The organism is Mycobacterium sp. SMC-4, from assembly GCF_025263265.1.
Lineage (GTDB): Bacteria > Actinomycetota > Actinomycetes > Mycobacteriales > Mycobacteriaceae > Mycobacterium.
The window spans coordinates 4,730,341-4,747,344 of sequence record NZ_CP079869.1 but is presented as its reverse complement, the minus strand read 5'-3'; the positions used below and the strand labels follow the sequence as shown (position 1 = coordinate 4,747,344).

The 17,004-nt window shown below is 62.3% G+C and carries 15 protein-coding genes and 1 tRNA gene; 7 read left to right on the top strand and 9 right to left on the bottom strand.

Annotated features, from left to right (window positions below):
* Positions 1–171: 171 nt before the first annotated feature.
* Positions 172–528 (bottom strand): hypothetical protein, encoded by a 357-nt coding sequence (locus tag KXD98_RS22645; protein WP_260760555.1) that lies wholly within the window; start codon positions 526–528, stop codon positions 172–174.
* Between the two features lie 79 nt (positions 529–607).
* Here KXD98_RS22645 and KXD98_RS22640 point away from each other — a divergent pair.
* The 4 genes from KXD98_RS22640 (at position 608) to KXD98_RS22625 (ending at position 2,993) form a co-directional block, all read left to right on the top strand.
* A tRNA-Thr gene (locus KXD98_RS22640) sits at positions 608–683 on the top strand.
* 29 nt (positions 684–712) lie between these two features.
* On the top strand, positions 713–1,225 hold the full coding sequence (locus tag KXD98_RS22635; RefSeq protein WP_260760553.1) for a DUF2235 domain-containing protein: 513 nt from the start codon (positions 713–715) through the stop codon (positions 1,223–1,225).
* A 59-nt stretch (positions 1,226–1,284) separates the two neighbouring features.
* Positions 1,285–2,001 carry a crotonase/enoyl-CoA hydratase family protein gene (locus KXD98_RS22630; RefSeq protein WP_260760552.1) on the top strand — a complete coding sequence of 239 codons (717 nt, stop codon included), beginning with the start codon at positions 1,285–1,287 and terminating at the stop codon, positions 1,999–2,001.
* A complete protein-coding gene (locus KXD98_RS22625; RefSeq protein WP_260760550.1) occupies positions 1,998–2,993 on the top strand; it encodes a magnesium transporter CorA family protein in 996 nt (331 codons plus the stop codon). The genes KXD98_RS22630 and KXD98_RS22625 overlap by 4 nt, the downstream gene beginning before the upstream one ends.
* On the opposite strand, the gene KXD98_RS22620 is transcribed toward KXD98_RS22625, so the two are convergent.
* Positions 2,971–4,065: an NAD(P)/FAD-dependent oxidoreductase gene (locus KXD98_RS22620; RefSeq protein ID WP_260765358.1), complete on the bottom strand. Its 1,095-nt coding sequence runs from the start codon at positions 4,063–4,065 to the stop codon at positions 2,971–2,973. The genes KXD98_RS22625 and KXD98_RS22620 overlap by 23 nt on opposite strands.
* 500 nt (positions 4,066–4,565) lie before the next feature.
* On the opposite strand from KXD98_RS22620, the gene KXD98_RS22615 reads away from it, so the two are divergent.
* The 3 genes from KXD98_RS22615 to KXD98_RS22605 are packed head-to-tail and all read left to right on the top strand — an operon-like array spanning position 4,566 to position 8,094.
* On the top strand, positions 4,566–6,632 hold the full coding sequence (locus KXD98_RS22615) for a zinc-ribbon domain containing protein (protein ID WP_260760549.1): 2,067 nt from the start codon (positions 4,566–4,568) through the stop codon (positions 6,630–6,632).
* Positions 6,629–7,369 (top strand): VWA domain-containing protein, encoded by a 741-nt coding sequence (locus KXD98_RS22610; RefSeq protein ID WP_260760548.1) that lies wholly within the window; start codon positions 6,629–6,631, stop codon positions 7,367–7,369. Before KXD98_RS22615 ends, KXD98_RS22610 begins: the two co-directional genes overlap by 4 nt.
* A complete protein-coding gene (locus tag KXD98_RS22605; protein WP_260760547.1) occupies positions 7,366–8,094 on the top strand; it encodes a PP2C family serine/threonine-protein phosphatase in 729 nt (242 codons plus the stop codon). Before KXD98_RS22610 ends, KXD98_RS22605 begins: the two co-directional genes overlap by 4 nt.
* 63 nt (positions 8,095–8,157) lie before the next feature.
* Here KXD98_RS22605 and KXD98_RS22600 read toward each other — a convergent pair whose 3' ends face one another.
* The 7 genes from KXD98_RS22600 to KXD98_RS22570 all read right to left on the bottom strand — a co-directional run bounded on the left by KXD98_RS22600 (position 8,158) and on the right by KXD98_RS22570 (position 16,959).
* Positions 8,158–9,063 carry a phosphotransferase family protein gene (locus KXD98_RS22600; RefSeq protein WP_260760546.1) on the bottom strand — a complete coding sequence of 302 codons (906 nt, stop codon included), beginning with the start codon at positions 9,061–9,063 and terminating at the stop codon, positions 8,158–8,160.
* 4 nt (positions 9,064–9,067) lie between these two features.
* Entirely contained in the window at positions 9,068–10,036 is a 969-nt protein-coding gene (locus KXD98_RS22595) for an MvdC/MvdD family ATP grasp protein (RefSeq protein ID WP_260760544.1), read from the bottom strand.
* Between the two features lie 569 nt (positions 10,037–10,605).
* On the bottom strand, positions 10,606–11,130 hold the full coding sequence (locus tag KXD98_RS22590; protein WP_260765357.1) for a 4Fe-4S single cluster domain-containing protein: 525 nt from the start codon (positions 11,128–11,130) through the stop codon (positions 10,606–10,608).
* Between the two features lie 116 nt (positions 11,131–11,246).
* Positions 11,247–12,194: a hypothetical protein gene (locus KXD98_RS22585; RefSeq protein ID WP_260760543.1), complete on the bottom strand. Its 948-nt coding sequence runs from the start codon at positions 12,192–12,194 to the stop codon at positions 11,247–11,249.
* A 15-nt stretch (positions 12,195–12,209) separates the two neighbouring features.
* Positions 12,210–13,487 carry a hypothetical protein gene (locus KXD98_RS22580; RefSeq protein ID WP_260760542.1) on the bottom strand — a complete coding sequence of 426 codons (1,278 nt, stop codon included), beginning with the start codon at positions 13,485–13,487 and terminating at the stop codon, positions 12,210–12,212.
* Positions 13,487–15,268 carry an Hsp70 family protein gene (locus tag KXD98_RS22575; protein WP_260760540.1) on the bottom strand — a complete coding sequence of 594 codons (1,782 nt, stop codon included), beginning with the start codon at positions 15,266–15,268 and terminating at the stop codon, positions 13,487–13,489. The genes KXD98_RS22580 and KXD98_RS22575 overlap by 1 nt, the downstream gene beginning before the upstream one ends.
* A gap of 248 nt (positions 15,269–15,516) precedes the next feature.
* Positions 15,517–16,959, bottom strand: coding sequence for a hypothetical protein (locus KXD98_RS22570; RefSeq protein ID WP_260760538.1), 1,443 nt, complete (start codon positions 16,957–16,959; stop codon positions 15,517–15,519).
* Between the last annotated feature and the right edge of the window lie 45 nt (positions 16,960–17,004).

Here is a 17,004-nt window from a genome sequence, read left to right as displayed (position 1 = left end):
CTTTGATTCAAGCCTCGACGCGTTTCCCGACTCGGTGACCATTCAATCGCACCGGCGCGCAAGTCTGAGCAAAAGGTTAAATCGTCACAAAATTCGTTTCGTTACCGTGATCATGGCCTTTACTGGCACTCAGTCGACGGTGAGCGGCCGCCAGCAAACGCCCGCGGGCGCTTACTCGAGCGTCTGCAGCGCCTTCTCGTACAAGCTGACAGCCTCGGCAACGCCGTCGCCGAGCCAGGCGTCGACGATGCCTACCTGGTCGGCGACCAACTGCACACGACTGAGCCACAGCCCGAAAGACTCATCTCGGCGAAGATCGTCGATCTGTTGCTTCGACCCCTGGATGAGAATGAACCCGCCGATCTCGATACTTTGCGGCTTGAGCACCACCCGATCGAATCGCTCGATGCGGCCCTGGTCGGTCAGCCCGGACAGGTAGTCCTCGGTCTCGATGAGTAGGGCGAGTGCCTTGCGTTCGCGCCCCGGCGTCGGAACTCCCCATGCCACCCACAGTCCAGCGTCAGCCATGTGCACCGACGCTACTCGTGCCCTGCCGCCGCGCTCGAAACGAGCGTCGTAGAATTGACTGGCTTGATAGGCCGTCCCGGCCGCGTTAGCTCAGTCGGTAGAGCGTCGCCCTTGTAAGGCGAATGTCGAGAGTTCGATTCTCTCACGCGGCTCCATAACACCGTCGCGGTGCGCGGTGTGCCGCGTGCCGCGTGCCGACGACTCGGAGGTGCTCGTCAACGTCGTGGCAGCCCGACACGCGGTGGCCATCGACGGTGGCTACGGGCGGCGTCGTCAGCGGCTCGTCCCGGCCGTAGCCACCGGCGCCGGCGTCGAGGAGGTGTGGTTCCGCGGTGGCCATCGCGACGTCACCGGCGCGGCCGGGGCAGGTGCGCCGCTGTCGGCGATCACGCTGGACTGGGTGCTCGATGGGGCGATGAAAGCCGGTGTGCTGCTTGCGGCGTCGGCCCGGCACCGGGCACCGGCCCCCAGTGTGCTCGACGCGCTGGCCGGAGCCGCACATCCGGTGCCCTCGCCCAAGGTGCCCGCTGACGCCACCGTGCACGCCAGCGTGCACAGCTATCTGCGGGCCCATCCCGGGTACTGGCGCCGACTCCCGGGCCGCGTGCATTGGGCCGACCTGGACTGGGCGGCGCGCGGTGAGCGGCTGTGCGCTGTCGGGCAGTCCTCGCCGGCGGTGCTGGCCACGACGGGTTGAGCGGGCGGTCGGCCGGCGGCCTGTTAGGTTCGTTGCGACCCTGCGTGGTGAGGAGAAGCATGAGCAGCAACGTCGCCTACGAACTCGCCGACTCGGTGGCCACCATCACGCTCGACGACGGCAAGGTCAACGTGCTCGGCCCGACGATGCAGACCGCGGTCAACGAGGCATTGGACCGGGCGGCGGCCGAGAAAGCCAAAGCTGTGGTACTGGCCGGGAACTCGCGGGTCTTCAGCGGTGGTTTCGATCTGTCGGTCTTCCAGTCCGGCGATGCCCAAGCCGCGCTCGGGATGCTGGCCGGAGGTTTCGAGTTGGCGGTGCGAACGCTGACGTTTCCGGTGCCGGTGGTGATCGCCGCAACCGGTCCGGCGATCGCGATGGGCTCGTTTCTGCTGTTGTCCGCCGACCATCGGGTAGGGGGTCCGAAAACACGCTGCCAGGCCATCGAGGTTGCGATCGGCATGGTCATCCCGAATTCGGCGTTGGAGATCATGCGGATGCGGCTCACCCCGCCGGCGTTCGAGCGGGCGGCCGGACTGGCCGCGACCTTCGTCGGCGACGCCGCGATCAACGCCGGGTGGCTCGACGAGATCGTCGACACCGACGAGGTACTGGCCCGGGCCCAGCAGGTGGCCCAGGAAGCCGCGACCACACTGCAGGCCGGCGCACACCTGGCGACCAAGCTCAAGGCCCGGCACAGCGCGTTGGAGGCGATCCGCGCCGGAATCGACGGATTGGCAGAGGAATTCGCGCTGGGTGCCACCACCGCGCCGTGACCCACATTCGCGGCCGGACCTGGGTCGACGGCAGGCCCTGCGACGACTTCGACTTCTTCGCGCTGTCGGATTATCTGGCCGCGGAGAACACGCTGGTCTGGTGTGACATCGACGCCCCCGACCACGAGACGCTCACCAATCTCGCCCATGAGATCGGCCTCAACGAATGGGCGGTCGAGGACACACTGGCCGACTCCGAACGCACCAAGGCCGTGGTGTATCGGACCCACACCTTCTTCACGGTATATGGGGTCACCGTCAGGGGTCGGCCGCCGGTGGCCGACGCGGCCGAGACTGTGCTGGACATGCACCGCATCTCGGTGTTCGTGCTACCGCGCGGACTGATCACGGTCCAGTTGGGTTCGGGCTTCGACATCGACGAGGTGTCGCGGCGATTCGACGCGCTGGGTGGACAGGAATACGGGATCGGCGCGCTCGTGCACGGCCTGCTCGACGTCGTGGTGGATCAGCACTTCGACGCGGTGCAAGCGCTCGACGACGCCATCGAAAGCCTCGAGGACGACCTGTTCGCCGAGAGCCTGCCGCGTCAAGGGTTGCAACGCAAGACCTTTCAGCTTCGCAAGGACCTGGTGCGGCTGCGCCGGGCGGTGTTGCCGATGCGGGAGGTGATCACCGTGATCCAGCACCGAAGGATGGATGCCGCCTCTGCGCTGGAGCTGGACCCCGCGTACGCCGATCTCTACGACCATGTCTTACGGGTCTCGGAGTGGACGGAGTCGTTGCGCGACATGGTCACCACGGTGTTCGAGACCAACTTGAGCCTGCAGGACGCCCGGCTGAACATCGTGATGAAGAAGCTCACCGGCTGGGCCGCGATCATCGCGGTGCCGACGGCCATCACCGGCTTCTACGGACAGAACATCAGCTATCCGGGTATCAACACCGTCGGCGGGTTCGCGGTCAGCACCTCGCTGATCGTCGTGATCGTGATCGTGCTGTTCACCGCGTTCAAGAAGCGAGATTGGCTGTAGCCTCCAGTGTTCCGAGCAGCCTGCCCTGTGCGGAGTAGGTCGCGGTGAAACCGTTGCCCCGTTCGGTCACCAGACAGGTATCGTGGCGGCCTCCCCAACCTCGGTAGGTCAGCGTGAATTTCCCTACACTGCAGGAGAATCCGGGCATCGTGTCCCAACTCGACGGATAACCCGCCGCCGTCAGGCCGGCAATGCGGCCCTGCAGCGCGGCGTCACGCCAGTGTTCGGCGATGACCCGTCGCCCGGCGGTCACGTTGTGGGCCAGCGTGATGTCACCGGCGGCGTAGACGTTGGGGGCCGACGTGCGCATGTGTTCGTCGACGACGACGCGGCCGTCGCGGATGGCCAGTCCGGCCTCGGCGGCCAGCCGGGTGTCGGGCCGGGCCCCGGTGGCGGCGACGACGAGGTCGCCGGCGAATACCTCTCCGCCCTCCAGCGTCACCGCGCAGTCAGTGACGCCGGCCACCCGGGCCGACCCGACAAAACGCACGCCGACATCGGAGAGCATCTTGGCGACCCGTTCGCCGACGTCGATGCCGAATCGGCGGTACAGCGGCACCACCTCCGGGGCAACCACGGTGGTGTCCACGCCGAGGGCGGCCAGACCTGAGGCGGCCTCGCAGCCGATCAGCCCGGCGCCGACGACGACCGCCGCGTGGGCATGCCGGGCGGCCATCTTCAGCGCCACCGCATCGGCCAAGGACCGCAGGGGCAGCGCGGACCGGCCACCCGGTGCGGCCAGCGGCACCGCGGTCGAGCCCGATGCCAGCACCAGATGCCAGTACGGGTAGCGCACGCCGCCGGTGGTGATCACCTGCGCAGCCGCGACGTCGATGTGTTCCACCCGCACCCCGAGGGTGAGGTCGATGTCGTTGCGAGCGAACCACCCGGCACTGTGCAGGTCCAGGTCAGTGGGCTGTCCGCACAGGTACTGCTTGCTCAACGGCGGTTTGGCATAGGGCAGCGCCGGATCGTCGGACAGAATGCGCACGGCGATGTGGCGATGCCTACTGCGGAAGGTCTCGGCCGCGCTGACTCCCGCCGGCCCGCCGCCGACGGCGAAAGCAACTATTTAACAGATCTCTGTCGTCAGACTTGCATGGCACCGGTCGACGCAAACGACGGGGTCCGACCTTGCAAATTTTTGGGGTCGACATGAACGGTCTCAACAAGCAAAGTATTAGGCCAGGCCGTTACCAATACGGCGAACGAGATACCTGAAAGTGGCGCTCAGCCGGTTCCGCAGGCCCTTGCGCCCAAAGCAGGTGTACTACTCGCCTTGCGTCGCGTCAGCAGTCGCGAAAGCCGCGCGTCTTAATCCGAAATTTCGATATTCAAAAACATGACGGCACAGAGCAACTTGGCGCTCGACGCGGGCATCACGGGCTGGCTGACGTCGCGGTCGCGTGATTGGACCCGCACCGCGGTCATGTCACTGCGGCGGGTCCGGCCGTCCGCAGTCAATGCTACGATGCCGCGCCCTCGAAGGATATTTGGATTCTTAGTCCGGGAAACTAGCAAAACTACGAACCCAACCGCTAGCGTGGGGCGAACGCTGGTAGGGGGGTGGAAATGACTGCGGTACCGTCGACGGCGCGAAAAGACTGGACCGACGTCGTCAGCAATGCACTCGTGTTCGTGGATACCAGCTTCCTGATGCATCCGCGCGCTCGTGACGCGCTGTACGGCACCGACGGCCGGTTGCTGTATTCCGTAGAGCGCCTCATCGTGCCAGACAGCGTGGTACGCGAGCTGGAGAAGAACTACAACGACAAAAACAACGAGATGAAGCGCGACGCCGCGGAAATGGGTCTCAAGCTGCTCTACGATCTGCGTCAAGCCAACTATGCAGTACGCCGAGGGTCGCACCGAGACGCTAGGCACGCCGACGCCGTTATCCTGTCGAAGATCCAGGAATTCTGGGTGCGACACAATATGATCTTGTTAACCCAGGACCGTGCGCTCGCGCGCGACGCACGCGCGATCGGGACGTCGCGGTCGGTGCAGAGCCGGCATCGCATATTCGTGCTCTGCGCCAACGATTCCGGAGGGCTCAGTCATCTGAAGAGCGCGACTGACGTCCCCGCGAAGGCGGTGCCTAAGAAACGGACGTTTCGGTCGGTCAGCTCACCGGTCACCCACCCCGACGAGATGATCGGCGACGCGAGCGTCGCGGGAATAGGCAGACAGCTGCAGTCGAAGTTCGGCATGGTCACCCTGATCGACGAAATAGCTCGCGGCGGGGAAGGAGTCATTTTCCAGACCGACTTCGCGGGCATCGTCGCAAAAGTCTTCCACCCGAACGCGCGCACCGTTCACCGCATAGAGAAAATCGAGCGAATGCTCGCCGCTACGTCGTCGTTGCCCGCCGTGACGTGGCCTGTCAGTTTAGCGACTGGAGCGGACAACGAGGTCCAGGGGGTCTTTCTTCCGCATGCCGAAGGCCGAAAGCTGGCGACAGAGGTGTTTCTTCCGAAGCTGCTCACAGATCGCCACGGCGAGTGGACCCGCAAGGACCTTGTGTCTCTCGCGATCCAGTTAGCGGAGGCTGTGCGATACCTTCATGCCCTTGGCGTGATCGTCGGCGATCTGAATCCACAGAACATCTTGGTTACCGACGATGCGCGCTTGACCATCGTGGACACCGACAGCTTCCAGATCGAGGGATATACCTGTCCGGTCGGCATGGTCACATTCACGCCGCCCGAATTGCAGGGGAAGCAGTTGGCGGGGGTCTTGCGGACCGAGTCTCACGACGCATTCGCACTCGCCAGCATGATTTTCATGATCTTGATGCCTGGCAAACCGCCGTATAGCCAGCAGGGTGGTGGAGATCCGGCCGCGAACATCAAGGCGGGCCAGTTTCCCTACCCGTTCGGGCACCGGGGCGGGACCAATCAGCCCGCCGGCCCGTGGCGCACCATGTGGAGCAACCTGCCCTATAAGGTGAAAGAGGCGTTTCATCGTGTCTTCGCCGACAAGCAGCGACTGACCGCGGCGGAATGGGCGGCTGTGCTGAAGAAATACGCCGGCATGCTCGAGCGCGGACACGTCACCGACGAGATCTTCCCAATGCACTTTAAGGGCATATCAGAAGAGGTGGCCGACCGGTACGGCCTGCAACCCACGACCGGCCGCCTCGTCCAAGTGTCCTGCACCCACTGCGGCAGCTTCTTCAGTGCCGACGAATCGACACCCGACTTGTGGATATTCGGTGAAGATCAACGGGCGCTCTGCCCCACGCACGCCCGCGCGCAAGGGAGCATGATCACATGCGATTGCGGGGAGACATTTCTGTTCAGCTTCGCCGATCAGGCGTCGTACAACCGAAAGGACCTCCGCCCGCCCAAGCGTTGCGCGAAGTGCCGGGCCCGAAGGAATTTGCAGTGCGGCATATGCGGCAACGAGTTTCGGGCGTTGTCGAGCGAAGTCGAACGCTTCACGTTCGCCGGTCGGACGCTGTGCGATAGCTGCGCCGATACCGCGGGCACGCCATTCGAATGCATCGACTGTGGCGACCTCACCGTCTACTCGTACCGGGAACAGGCTTTCCACGACAGAAAGGGCTACGTTGCACCCAAGCGCTGCAAGGCATGTCGGAACAGTCGAAAAGCCAACGCTGGTGACGAAAGGCAATGATGGCCACTGATCAGGTGCTGCGCAAGCAGCAGTTGTTCATCAATCCGACCGCGCGGTTGGCTGTCTGTCTGGTTCTCGACTGCAGTCCGTCCATGTCGGGCCGTCGCGAGTGGGGGGCGACTGTTCAACAGCTGAATCCTAGCCCCATCGAGGAACTCAACGAGGGCGTACGGGAGTTCTTTGACGCCGTTCAGCACGATGAGATCGCCGCGTACAGCGCCGAAGTCGGCATCGTGCGGTTCGACGCGAGGGCCGAAACAGTGGTCGACTTCTCGTCGATAATCGATGCCGAGGCCCCGACTCTCGAACTGATGGAGCAGGGAACGAGCATCGGCAACGCCGTGAACCTCGCGCTGGATATGCTGGAACAGCGCAAAGCAGAGTACAGAGAGGCCGGCATCGACTACTACCAACCGTGGCTGGTCTTGATGACCGATGGTTATCCGAACGATGATGCTCACGTCGCCGCTGCTCACCGAACGTCCCAACTCCTCGACGCGCGACGATTGACTACCTTCTGCGTGGGCATTGGAGACGGAGCAGACTTCTCGACCCTGCGAACCTTCGCGACCTCGGAACGGCCGCCACTACGCTTGCGGCAGTTCGCATTTCGCGACTTCTTCGAGTGGCTGAGCCGGAGCATCCACCAGGTTTCGCAAACGACGCCAGGTGAGGCTCCGCAGATGCCGTCCACTCAGTCGTGGGCCGATCCCGCAGGCCCGGACGAGCCCTGGTGAAGCGGTTTCGATTCAGGAGCGGGCATGCCGTCGCAGCCGGCCGGAGCCACCTAGTCAAGGGAGTCGGTTGTCAGGACTGGGCCGGGCATCGCAACGTCCGCAAAAGAAGTTCACTGCTCGCGCTGGCCGACGGGGTCGGCGCGGCTAAATTCGGCGGCGAAGGCGCTCGCCTTGCAGTCGATACGGCGCTGGGGCGTGCCGACGTGACGGACCTCGCGGAACTCGCATCATTAGTGCGCGAACAAATATGTCAGGTGGCCGAGCGTCGGGGAGTCGAGCCGAACATGTTCGCCACCACGCTGCTCATCGCGCGCCTGGCACGGTCTTCGGATGGGGGTGTCGATGTGTCGACCGTCCATATCGGCGACGGCGTCATCGTGGCAGGCGGCCGAACCACGACATCGGTGATTAGCCCGCCCAACCGTGGCGAATACGCGAATCTCACCTACTCAGTCACTGCCTCGGACTGGAGGGATCACGCGGTATTTAAACAATGTCGGTTGGCGATCGGCGAAGGCGTCTTGCTAATGAGCGACGGGCCGCAAGCCGTGCTCTACGACAAGCGAACGAACTCCGCGGCCCCTGCATGCGGCGAGATACTTGGGTGGGCAACCGAAGTGAAGGCTGAGCGCTTTCAACGCAGTCTCGCCCGGAGTCTTCGTGAAGTGGTGAGACCTGCAACGAGCGACGATCTGAGCATCGCGTGCGCCGTATCACTCCTCTGACGCCGGCAGCTTGCGAGTTCCAACGACGAACAATGGGTGACCTACGCGGCGTCCATCAGCACGTCATCGGGTCGCGTGGTCGCGCCGGACACGAATCACGAAGTCGTCGATGAGCGATTGTGTTGCGACGGCCACGTCAGAGTCGCCACGGGCGGCGTTGCGCCGCCGTTCATGCTGCGCACATAGATACGGGATGGCGTCGTGGGCAAGAGACCGCCAGTTCCATGTTACCGCAGTAACATTCAACCAAGTATGCGCCAAGTCCGATCGGCCCCACATCAACAAGTGCAGCGCCAGCCCCGCGATGTCGATTAGCGGCGACCCGAGCCGGGTGGCCTCGTAATCGACCACGCCATCCAGACTTGCGGACCCATCGTCGGCAACGAGTATGTTGTTGGGGTCGAACGAGCCATGCACGAGGGTGGCCCGGTGGACGTTCGACGGGGTGGCACACGAAGCGTCGGGCCTAACGCCTCCGTCGTCGAGTTCGACGGGCGGCGCGGCACCCGGGCTGTATGAGATGGCCCAGGGCCCTGTGAACTCGGCCGCCATTTTTTGGAGCATCCGTCTGGGCTCGGTTCGACGCGAAAACTCATGCAACCAAACGGCGTAGCTTCGGAGTTGCCCCTCCGCCGCATGCTGGTTGCGACTCAGCCAGCGCGCCAGCGGTGTCCCGCCCAACGCCTCGGTGATCAGGAAGGGAGGCCCGGATAGACCTACGGTTCCAGCCGCGACCAGCGCAGGCACACCGGTATGTCGACCCAGCAAATCTAGGATTTTGGCCTCGTGGGCCACCGACTGGAACCCTGTCAGCGGACTCTGCAATTTGAGCACAACGTGCGACGTCGGCGCGCGAAGACGAATTCGCCATACGTCGTTGCGATGGCGACCGGGAACGGCTCGGATACTGGCGATACGGGTGCTGGAGATGCCCGCCTTCGCCAGAGCCGTCGGAGCGTCGGTTTTCATGGGATCAGTCGAGGGTCAGGAGGTCGGCGAGGGCTCGCGCGATGGGCAGGTCCGTCATGTCCTCAATCCAGCCCCACTGACCGTTCGGGTTGATTTCGAGGAAGACGACGTCGTTCGTAGGACTCACGACGAGGTCTATCGCACTGAACTTGAGGTTAAAGTGCCGGGTCAGTTCGAGGCATGCCCGCCGCACCGAGGGGTCTAGTTCAACGGCGCGATGAGGAGTGTGTTCCAGGTCGTAATGCCGCCAGTCTATGGCGGTGCCGGCCGTTGATTGCGATTCGATGGCACACGCGTATACCTCGTCGCCAACGACAGTGACCCGAAGCTCGTGATCCTTTTCGACGTACGCCTGATAAATCGCGGGGGCCGCCGCCAGCGCGGTGTCGCTCAAGAGATCCTCGCGTGTGACCGGCGTCGTGTACACCATGTATTGGTGGGCAGGCGGGTCAACTCGAGGGGGACCCGCGTTGACGAGTTTGGCTACCACCTGGTAGTCGTGGCTTTCGCAGAATGCCCGCACCACGGCAGGGTCCGCCGACACGCATGTCGCCGGCGTCGCAAAGCCGACAGCGTGTGCTGCCTTGAGCTGCAAAAGCTTGTGATTGGCGAGCTTTATAGATTCGGGGTGGCTGACCCAGCGTCCCTCGATCGTACGTAGCACGCCATGAACAGCAGCTGTCCACTCGTGCTCGACGAATCTAGCCACATCGGTCTCGAAGTCGTCGTGAAGCTTGATGGCCTCGGGTCGACGCCACCAGACGGATTGAAGCTCAGACGCCTCGATGCAGTGGTCATCGACGATCAGGCGCGCACGCGCATCGATACCGTCATCTGTGAACGAAACGCTGCATCCGCTTCCCACGCGATCGGTGTCGAAGCGCGCGAACTGATGACCCGCCGCGAGCAGCAGATCTGTTACCCGTTCGACGTGGCCGTCTTTGGTGTTGCTGACTACTAAGACCAGCGGCACCAGCGTGGTCTCGCTCTAGTCGTCCGGCGTCCAGTCGCTAGCGCGAGTGGTCTGGCACGTCGTCGTTGATGCCATCGTTGGGTCGGCCAATATAGTTTCGCGGTGCCGAAATAGCAGCGGCACTGCAGAGTCCGTCGTCGGTTCGATGTCGGGACGAACCGAGGTAATTGTGTCCACAGCGCTTCGCATTGTGCTCCATCGAGTTGTGCCGGTTTCCCATGACGATACGCCTGCCGGAACCATCCCTCCGGTAATCGAGCGTCATCGTTGAGTGCTCATCATCGGCAAGAGCGGCAGCGAGTCGGCTGAGCTGCGAGAACTGCGTCTGAGAACGGATTCAGACCAACCCGACTCTACGACCGGGTGGACTCAGTATCGGGGACTCGCCAGTTGAACTTGCTTGATTATCGCAAGCAAACAATACCGGCAACTTGCCCGCCAGATGTGCACGATCTTATCGGGTTATCCGGCTAGAACACCGCGCTCTTCGGACTGCATGCAGCCCACAGTCATCGCTCCCAACCACTAGAATCCCCATTGGCGGGACTCAGCACGTTGCTCGATCCAGCTCAGAGCCATGCTGCATCTGGGCGAACCGTAATTCCACGGTTGCGGAGCCCTTCTTCGAGTTGCGGAAGGAAACCTGGCGGCGGGACGCCCACCACCATGAGACCGCCGTGGTTGTCCAGCGTTAACGACACCTTGCCGACTCCGCTGTCGATCGATTGGGTCGGAATGGCGCCGGTCAGGTTCAAAATGCGTTGATTAGACGATCCGCGGTAAGGCTTCGAGGTAGGACGCGACGATTCGTAGCGCCCGTCCACCAGCACGTCGACGTTGGCTAGCATGGCCAGCACCGGTTCATCGTCGTCGGCAAGGATTTCTTCTAAAGTGCGGCCAGTGTAGACCCAAGTCGTGCGGTCCATGCTGTGTGCCGATCGGAGCAGCGCCGCGACGGCATCGGGCTGCTCTGTAGGTTCTCCGCCGCTCACCGTCAGATGGGCATCCGGATTGTCCGCGAGCAGTTGCATTCCGAGATCGTGTGGATCGACCAACTGACCGCCGATGTCCCGGTTCCACATCTCTGGGACCATGCAGCCCGGGCATGCCAGACCGCAGCCCTGCACCCACACAACGGAGCGCCGACCCGGGCCGAGTGTGTCGACGACGTCACGGGCAGTGTGCCGCACCCGCAGCTTGACATCGGAGCTCACGCCGGGAACACGCTTTCAGCCTCGTCGGAGGGCAATAGATCGTAGACTTCCTGGATCTTGGCTAGAAGGCGTTGGTTCTGCTGAGCGCTTGAGCTGGAACGCAATTCCTCGAGCCGGCTCCTTTCCGAATTGACTTGCTGATGTTCGTCCTGAATCTGCTGTTCGAGTGCCGTAACCTGCTGAGACAGTGTCGAATAATGAACCCTGACATCCGTGAGTTGTAATTCGGCCGTCCGGTGGCGCTCGCGCACGTCAGCGATCCGCGTGTTGAAGTCATCGACTTCGTGCGTGATGTGGGTGAACTCTTCCTCGCAAGCGGCGTATTCGCGCTGTGCCATGTCGCGCCGACCGATTGCATCGGCGATCTTGTCTTCCAACTCATTTTTTCGAGCTCCTAATTCGCGAGCCTCGGTATCGAGCTGTACTCGGTGGGCGCGGCGAGCCTCGGCGTCGTAGCTTTCGAGGCTTCGTTTGAAGACCTCGAGTCGATGAATCTCGACGTCGAGTCGCTGCATCGAATCGAACTTCTCACCGATCTCGGATTTGCGCAACTCCTGCAGTCGGCCTTCGAGTTGCGCGACCTCGGTCGCCAGATCGAAGTCCGGCTCCCGCCGGGCCTCAGCCCGCGAAACCAGTTGAACCAGTTCGTCTCGATGCTTTTCAAGCCTGTTGCTGAACCGCAGTGTCGCTTCACAAGCATCGGTTAACAGGTAGTCGCGAACCTGTTCGTCGCTGATCCGCTCCGCGTGTCTTGCGGTGAGGATCCGGAGGGCGTCACTGTAGATACTTGCGTCTGTATTCAGCGCGTCGAGCAAGCGAAACTGGTCCTCCACACCTAGCGACTCGATTGCCTGCATCCACGCCTCTTCGTCAGCGAGTGCTTCAGTGAGCACAGTCAACCACGTCTCCCACTTCGCCGTCTCCGGGTTCTTGACAAGTGCCACAACGACTTCTCGCATCTAGCTCGCACCTCCCGCACGCAGCTTTACTACCGCATCTTTGAATTGCTGAGGGGTGAATCTTCTTTGATAAGACCCCTTTTCGGAAGCCTTGGTTTTCGACCGCCGGGGAACGTCCCGCCGAAGCGGGCCATGCATGGTGACCTCATGACCACCGACGTAGCGTAAGCCGACGGCAAGACCTCCGTCGGCGTCCGCGTCGACGATGACGCCGCATTCGTGAGGGCCGTCGGAGGACTTAGGGATCGCGCTCTCCCACACTTGAATGGAAGGATCGCCCCGATCGTCATCGATAACGACCTTGAGGCGTGCTGAGTCCCCTGCAGCCACATTAAGATAGAAGTCGTAGTCTTGCGATTTGAACCTTGCCGGCAGTTCACTTCCGCATGCAAGGATCGGCATCATCAGCACTGTCTCGCCTGGGCTCGCGTTCAGCTCCTTTGCCAGCTCGCCACCGAGCACTACCTCGAGTCCGACGTCGTATCGCAAGGTCTGTTTGGAACGCGCACCGGCGAGATACTCTCGCGCGTCAGCTAATGCCACGGTTGCGGCTTCTATCCTCTTAGCGGTTTCAGCAACTTCTGCACTCAGTTCCGCGACCTCCCGAGTCCGCTTTACGAGCGCGTCTTCAGACGCCGCCTTTTCGCGATGCAACAAGTCACGTTTGCCGATCTCGGCCGCGATCTTGTCTTCTAGTACTTTTCGCTGCCTTGCCAGTTTCGTTGTCTCGGCCTTGAGTTGGTTCCTATAGGCTTGCCGTGCTTCGATGTCATAACTTTGTAGGGTCCGTTTGAAGGTCTCAAGACGGTGGATATCCCGGTCCAATTCCTCTATCTCTTGGGCTGTTTCGCCGATCTCAGATCTGCGGAGCTCCTGCAGCTTTCGTTCAAGGTGCGCTACATCTGTGGCGAGATCATAGTCAGCCATGAAGCGGGCCTCCGACTTGCCAATTAATACAAGGAGTTCGTCGCGATGCTGCGCAAGTTGGTTCGTTAACCGCCCGGTTGCGTCTGACGCATCAGCCAAGAGGAAGTCGCGTACTTCTTCATCGCAAATCAGTTCCGAGTGGCGGGCGGTGATGATCCGGAGAGCATCACCGTAGATGCCGCCGCCGGTCTGCAGCGCCTTCAACAATCCGAACTGATCTTCGAGGCTCAGCGACTCGAACGCTTGCATCCAGCTCCGCTCGTCGGCGAGCGCCCGATTCAACACAGTTAGCCACGTCTCCCAGCGCACAGTGGGAGAATTTCTGACGAGCGCCTCGATGAGCTCTTGCATCAGTCTCGTCCACCCGTACGTTGCTGTCTCAATGCCTCCGCGAACTGTTCCGGAGTGATTCGCAATCTGTAGGCCGTGATACCTGCCGTCGGCTCGTCGCCGCTGATTACGATCTTCTTCGATCGACCTGTCCGCTGCCGGGCAAGCTTGCCCTGCACATTCGTCTCGTAACCATCGACATATCTCAGCTTGACATGGAGCATGCCGTCGGCATCAGCGCGAACAACCACGCTGCATTGGTGGTGGCCAACGGCAGATGGCGGAATCGCCTCCTCCCAGCTGAGGATGTACGGATCGGCGAGATTGTCATCAATCACGATCTTAAGATCGACCGTCTCCCCGGCCGGCACACCGACGAAGAACCTATAGTCTTCCGAGTCGAACGTGGCCGGGAGTTGGTTGCCCTGAGCCAGAATCGGGGTCATCAGCACAAGTTCGCCTGGCTCCCCTTTTAGTCGTTTGGCCGCATCGGCACCAAGCGATACCTCCAAGCCGATGTCGCACAACACCCGCTCTTCGACTCGGACCGTGCCGCTTGCGACTAATGCTGCGCCGAGCGCGATCGCCTGGTCGATCTTGTGGTCATTGATCTGTATGCGATTAAGAATGTCGTCGACGTTGACGGCATATATGGCTCTCAGCGCCGGGCCGACGATGTGTTCGGCGATACCGGCGATCCGGCTACCACCACCGGCGAACACGACGGCGTAGGGCGGTGAACTGCTGTGACTCCGAAGAAAGGATCGGACGAGCTCGCGTCCGCGGGCGTAAAACGGTTCAAGCGTCTCGACGAAATCTGTCGGTGTCATCGAGAACGTCAGCTGATTGGCGGAGTCTTCGGAATCCGACAGCACCACAGTCTTCTTCTGGCGGGCTTCCCGACCACTGCGCGCGGCGTAGGCGATGCGATCCGAAAGAATCTGCTGCACCTGCTGTAGCTCGACGAACCAAGACCGCAATCCCGCCGTGGGCATGTCACTGAGCTGACGGAGAATCTCATCGGCGTCGGTGGGCAACGAAGTGTTGAACTTCTCGTTGAACTGAATGGCAGCCCGCGCCATAATCAACGCAGTCACGTAGTCCCCGGCAAAGTCGTTGTTGATCGCGTCCACGACGACATGGGCAGCGCCTGTGGCACCAACGCGCACTAGACTCAGGTCGAACGTTCCGCCGCCGACATCACATACCAGAATGTTCTGCCCGACGAAGCTCGATGCGGACGGTGATCCGTTGGAGCGCTGCGCTTCCCAGAGCCAGTACACCGCTGCCGCTACCGGCTCACTGATCGTCCTATCCTGGATCTCGATCGGCTTGCCACGGACCTGCGCCATCCCAGCGGCTTCACGTGTCCGCTGACATTTGTAGAGAGTGTCCCGCCGCCATCCGTGCGGCACAGTAATCAAAACCGAATCGACATTCTCGCCGCCCAGGCCGCTTGTAACTTCGCTGAGAACATACTCGACAAGTCGTGTGGTAAGGTACTCCGGCGTGATGTCGACCGGCATGCTGGACGGGCCACCGAAACGCATGGTGCAGAAGACTTTCTCGTCACCCATCAACAGCTTCCAGCGGCGGAAGATTTCCTGCGAGTTGCGGTCCGGATTAGCCCATTCGTCGACCGCGTCGCGACCAGCAACCACATTTCCGCCATGCTCGGCTACGGCGATGACAGAAGGTACGAGTGCGTGGCCTTTGATGCCGCGCACTTCGGGTTCGCCATTCTGTGTCGCTATGGCCACTACGGTGTTCGAGGTGCCGATGTCGATTCCAATGTGCGTCAACCTATTCGGCCTCTCCACTAGGCGGATTCGGGTGATATTTCAAGCCTGCAAGATTGAAGCCACGTATATCTGCCTGCAAGGACTCGGGAAACTCAGCGATATTCTTAAGTCGCAATCCACTTGATAGCTGCGTCGACGATGCTATGAACGAGCGGGAGCCACTTGGATCGCCGGCGCGATCGAGTCGGGATTCACCTGCACTGCAGGGCTCCCCCCGCGCGCTGTATCCCGTCGAGCCGTACACCGTTCTAGCCAGTCTGGATTTCCACTTCTGTTTCGGCTTCAACTTCCGTGTCAACCACCTGCCGCCGATTGCCGGGTTCGTGCCCATAACCCCAATCGGTCACAGTGAATCCCACCCCGCGCTCGGCAAGGCGTTCGCGGAGTTCCTTCACCGCGCCGGAGCAGGAACCATCACCTTCAGGCGCGGTAACCTCGAAGTCCACGTCGCCGGTGAGCGGAATCGCCATCTTGAAATCACCGCGTCCGCCCTCGTCCGGCACCTGACCGGTGATCTGCAGCGGCGTGTCCTTCGTGCCGTCAGCGAAGTAAACTTTGAAGTTCATGTCTTCAAGAACATCCATGATCGCCTCGCCGATCGAAATGCGCCGTTCGTTAGCGGCCTGTGATTCGGCGGCCGTTGTCGTGGCAGTGCGCAGATTGCTCGCACTGGCCGACGCGTCGGAAACCGCCTCCTCGAATCGTTCGGCTGTGATGTGACCATTCGCTCTTGTCAGTGCTTCTCGAGCAGCCTCGACGGCATCCCGGTCGTCGGACCATTCCTTGATCAATTTTGGGTCGACCGCGCCTAGGGTGGCGGTAAGTTCGTCGACGGCGGTCTGCGCGGCCGTCAGCCGGCGGTCGAAGTCAGACCGGGCGGCCCCAACCTGTGCCGCCAGCGACGTCGCCTCCGCGGTCACCATGTCGGCTTCTCGCTGGGCGGGTGCCCATTGTCCTTTGGCTAGGGCGCTTTCGGCGGTTTCGAGCCGACGAGTCAGCACAGCGAGACGGGAGGGTGCGAACTTGCCGCAGTCCGCGACGGGTATCGCGGCGACTGCCGCGTGGGAGCTACTGACCGCGATCGTCGCCCGGCGCCGGGCCTCCTCGGCGATGCGTCGCGCTTCCTCCTCGGCGCGGGTGCGCTCGGCCGACTCGCTCGCTGCGGCCGTCACTCGCTTATGCACGTCGTCAGCCGCTGCCTGGGCCTGCCGCACCATCGCCAGCGCCTCGGTCAGCGATGTGCGCGCCTGCGAACGGGCACGTGCGGCAACCTTTCCGAGGTCGGCGGCCACATTGAAGCGTCGAGTCGCTTCCTTCGCCAGGCTCATCTCGGCCTGCTTGTAGTGGTCGCCGACTGAGCGATCCAACGCCTGCGACGCCCTGTTGTACTCGTCGTTGGCCCCGCGGTACTCCGCAGCCGCTCTCCGGTGCGCGCGGTCGGCTTCCTCGATCTGACTACCGACGGTCTTGACGGCCAAGTTGGCGCGCTTACTCAGCGAATCGACATCGGCTAGCGCTGCTTTCGCTTCCTGCGTAGACGCCACGTCGTCTCGACAACTGGCCAGTTCCGACTTCGCCGAAAACGTGGAGTAACCCCGTTGGCTGGCCCGGTCCAAGTCGGCCTGCAGGGCACGCAGCGCGGCATACTCGGCATCGGCTACCAACGACGAGGCGCGCTGGGCGGCGCCCAACGCGGCTCCGAGCTCCGCTTGCACGTCGGCGCGCTTGGGTCCACT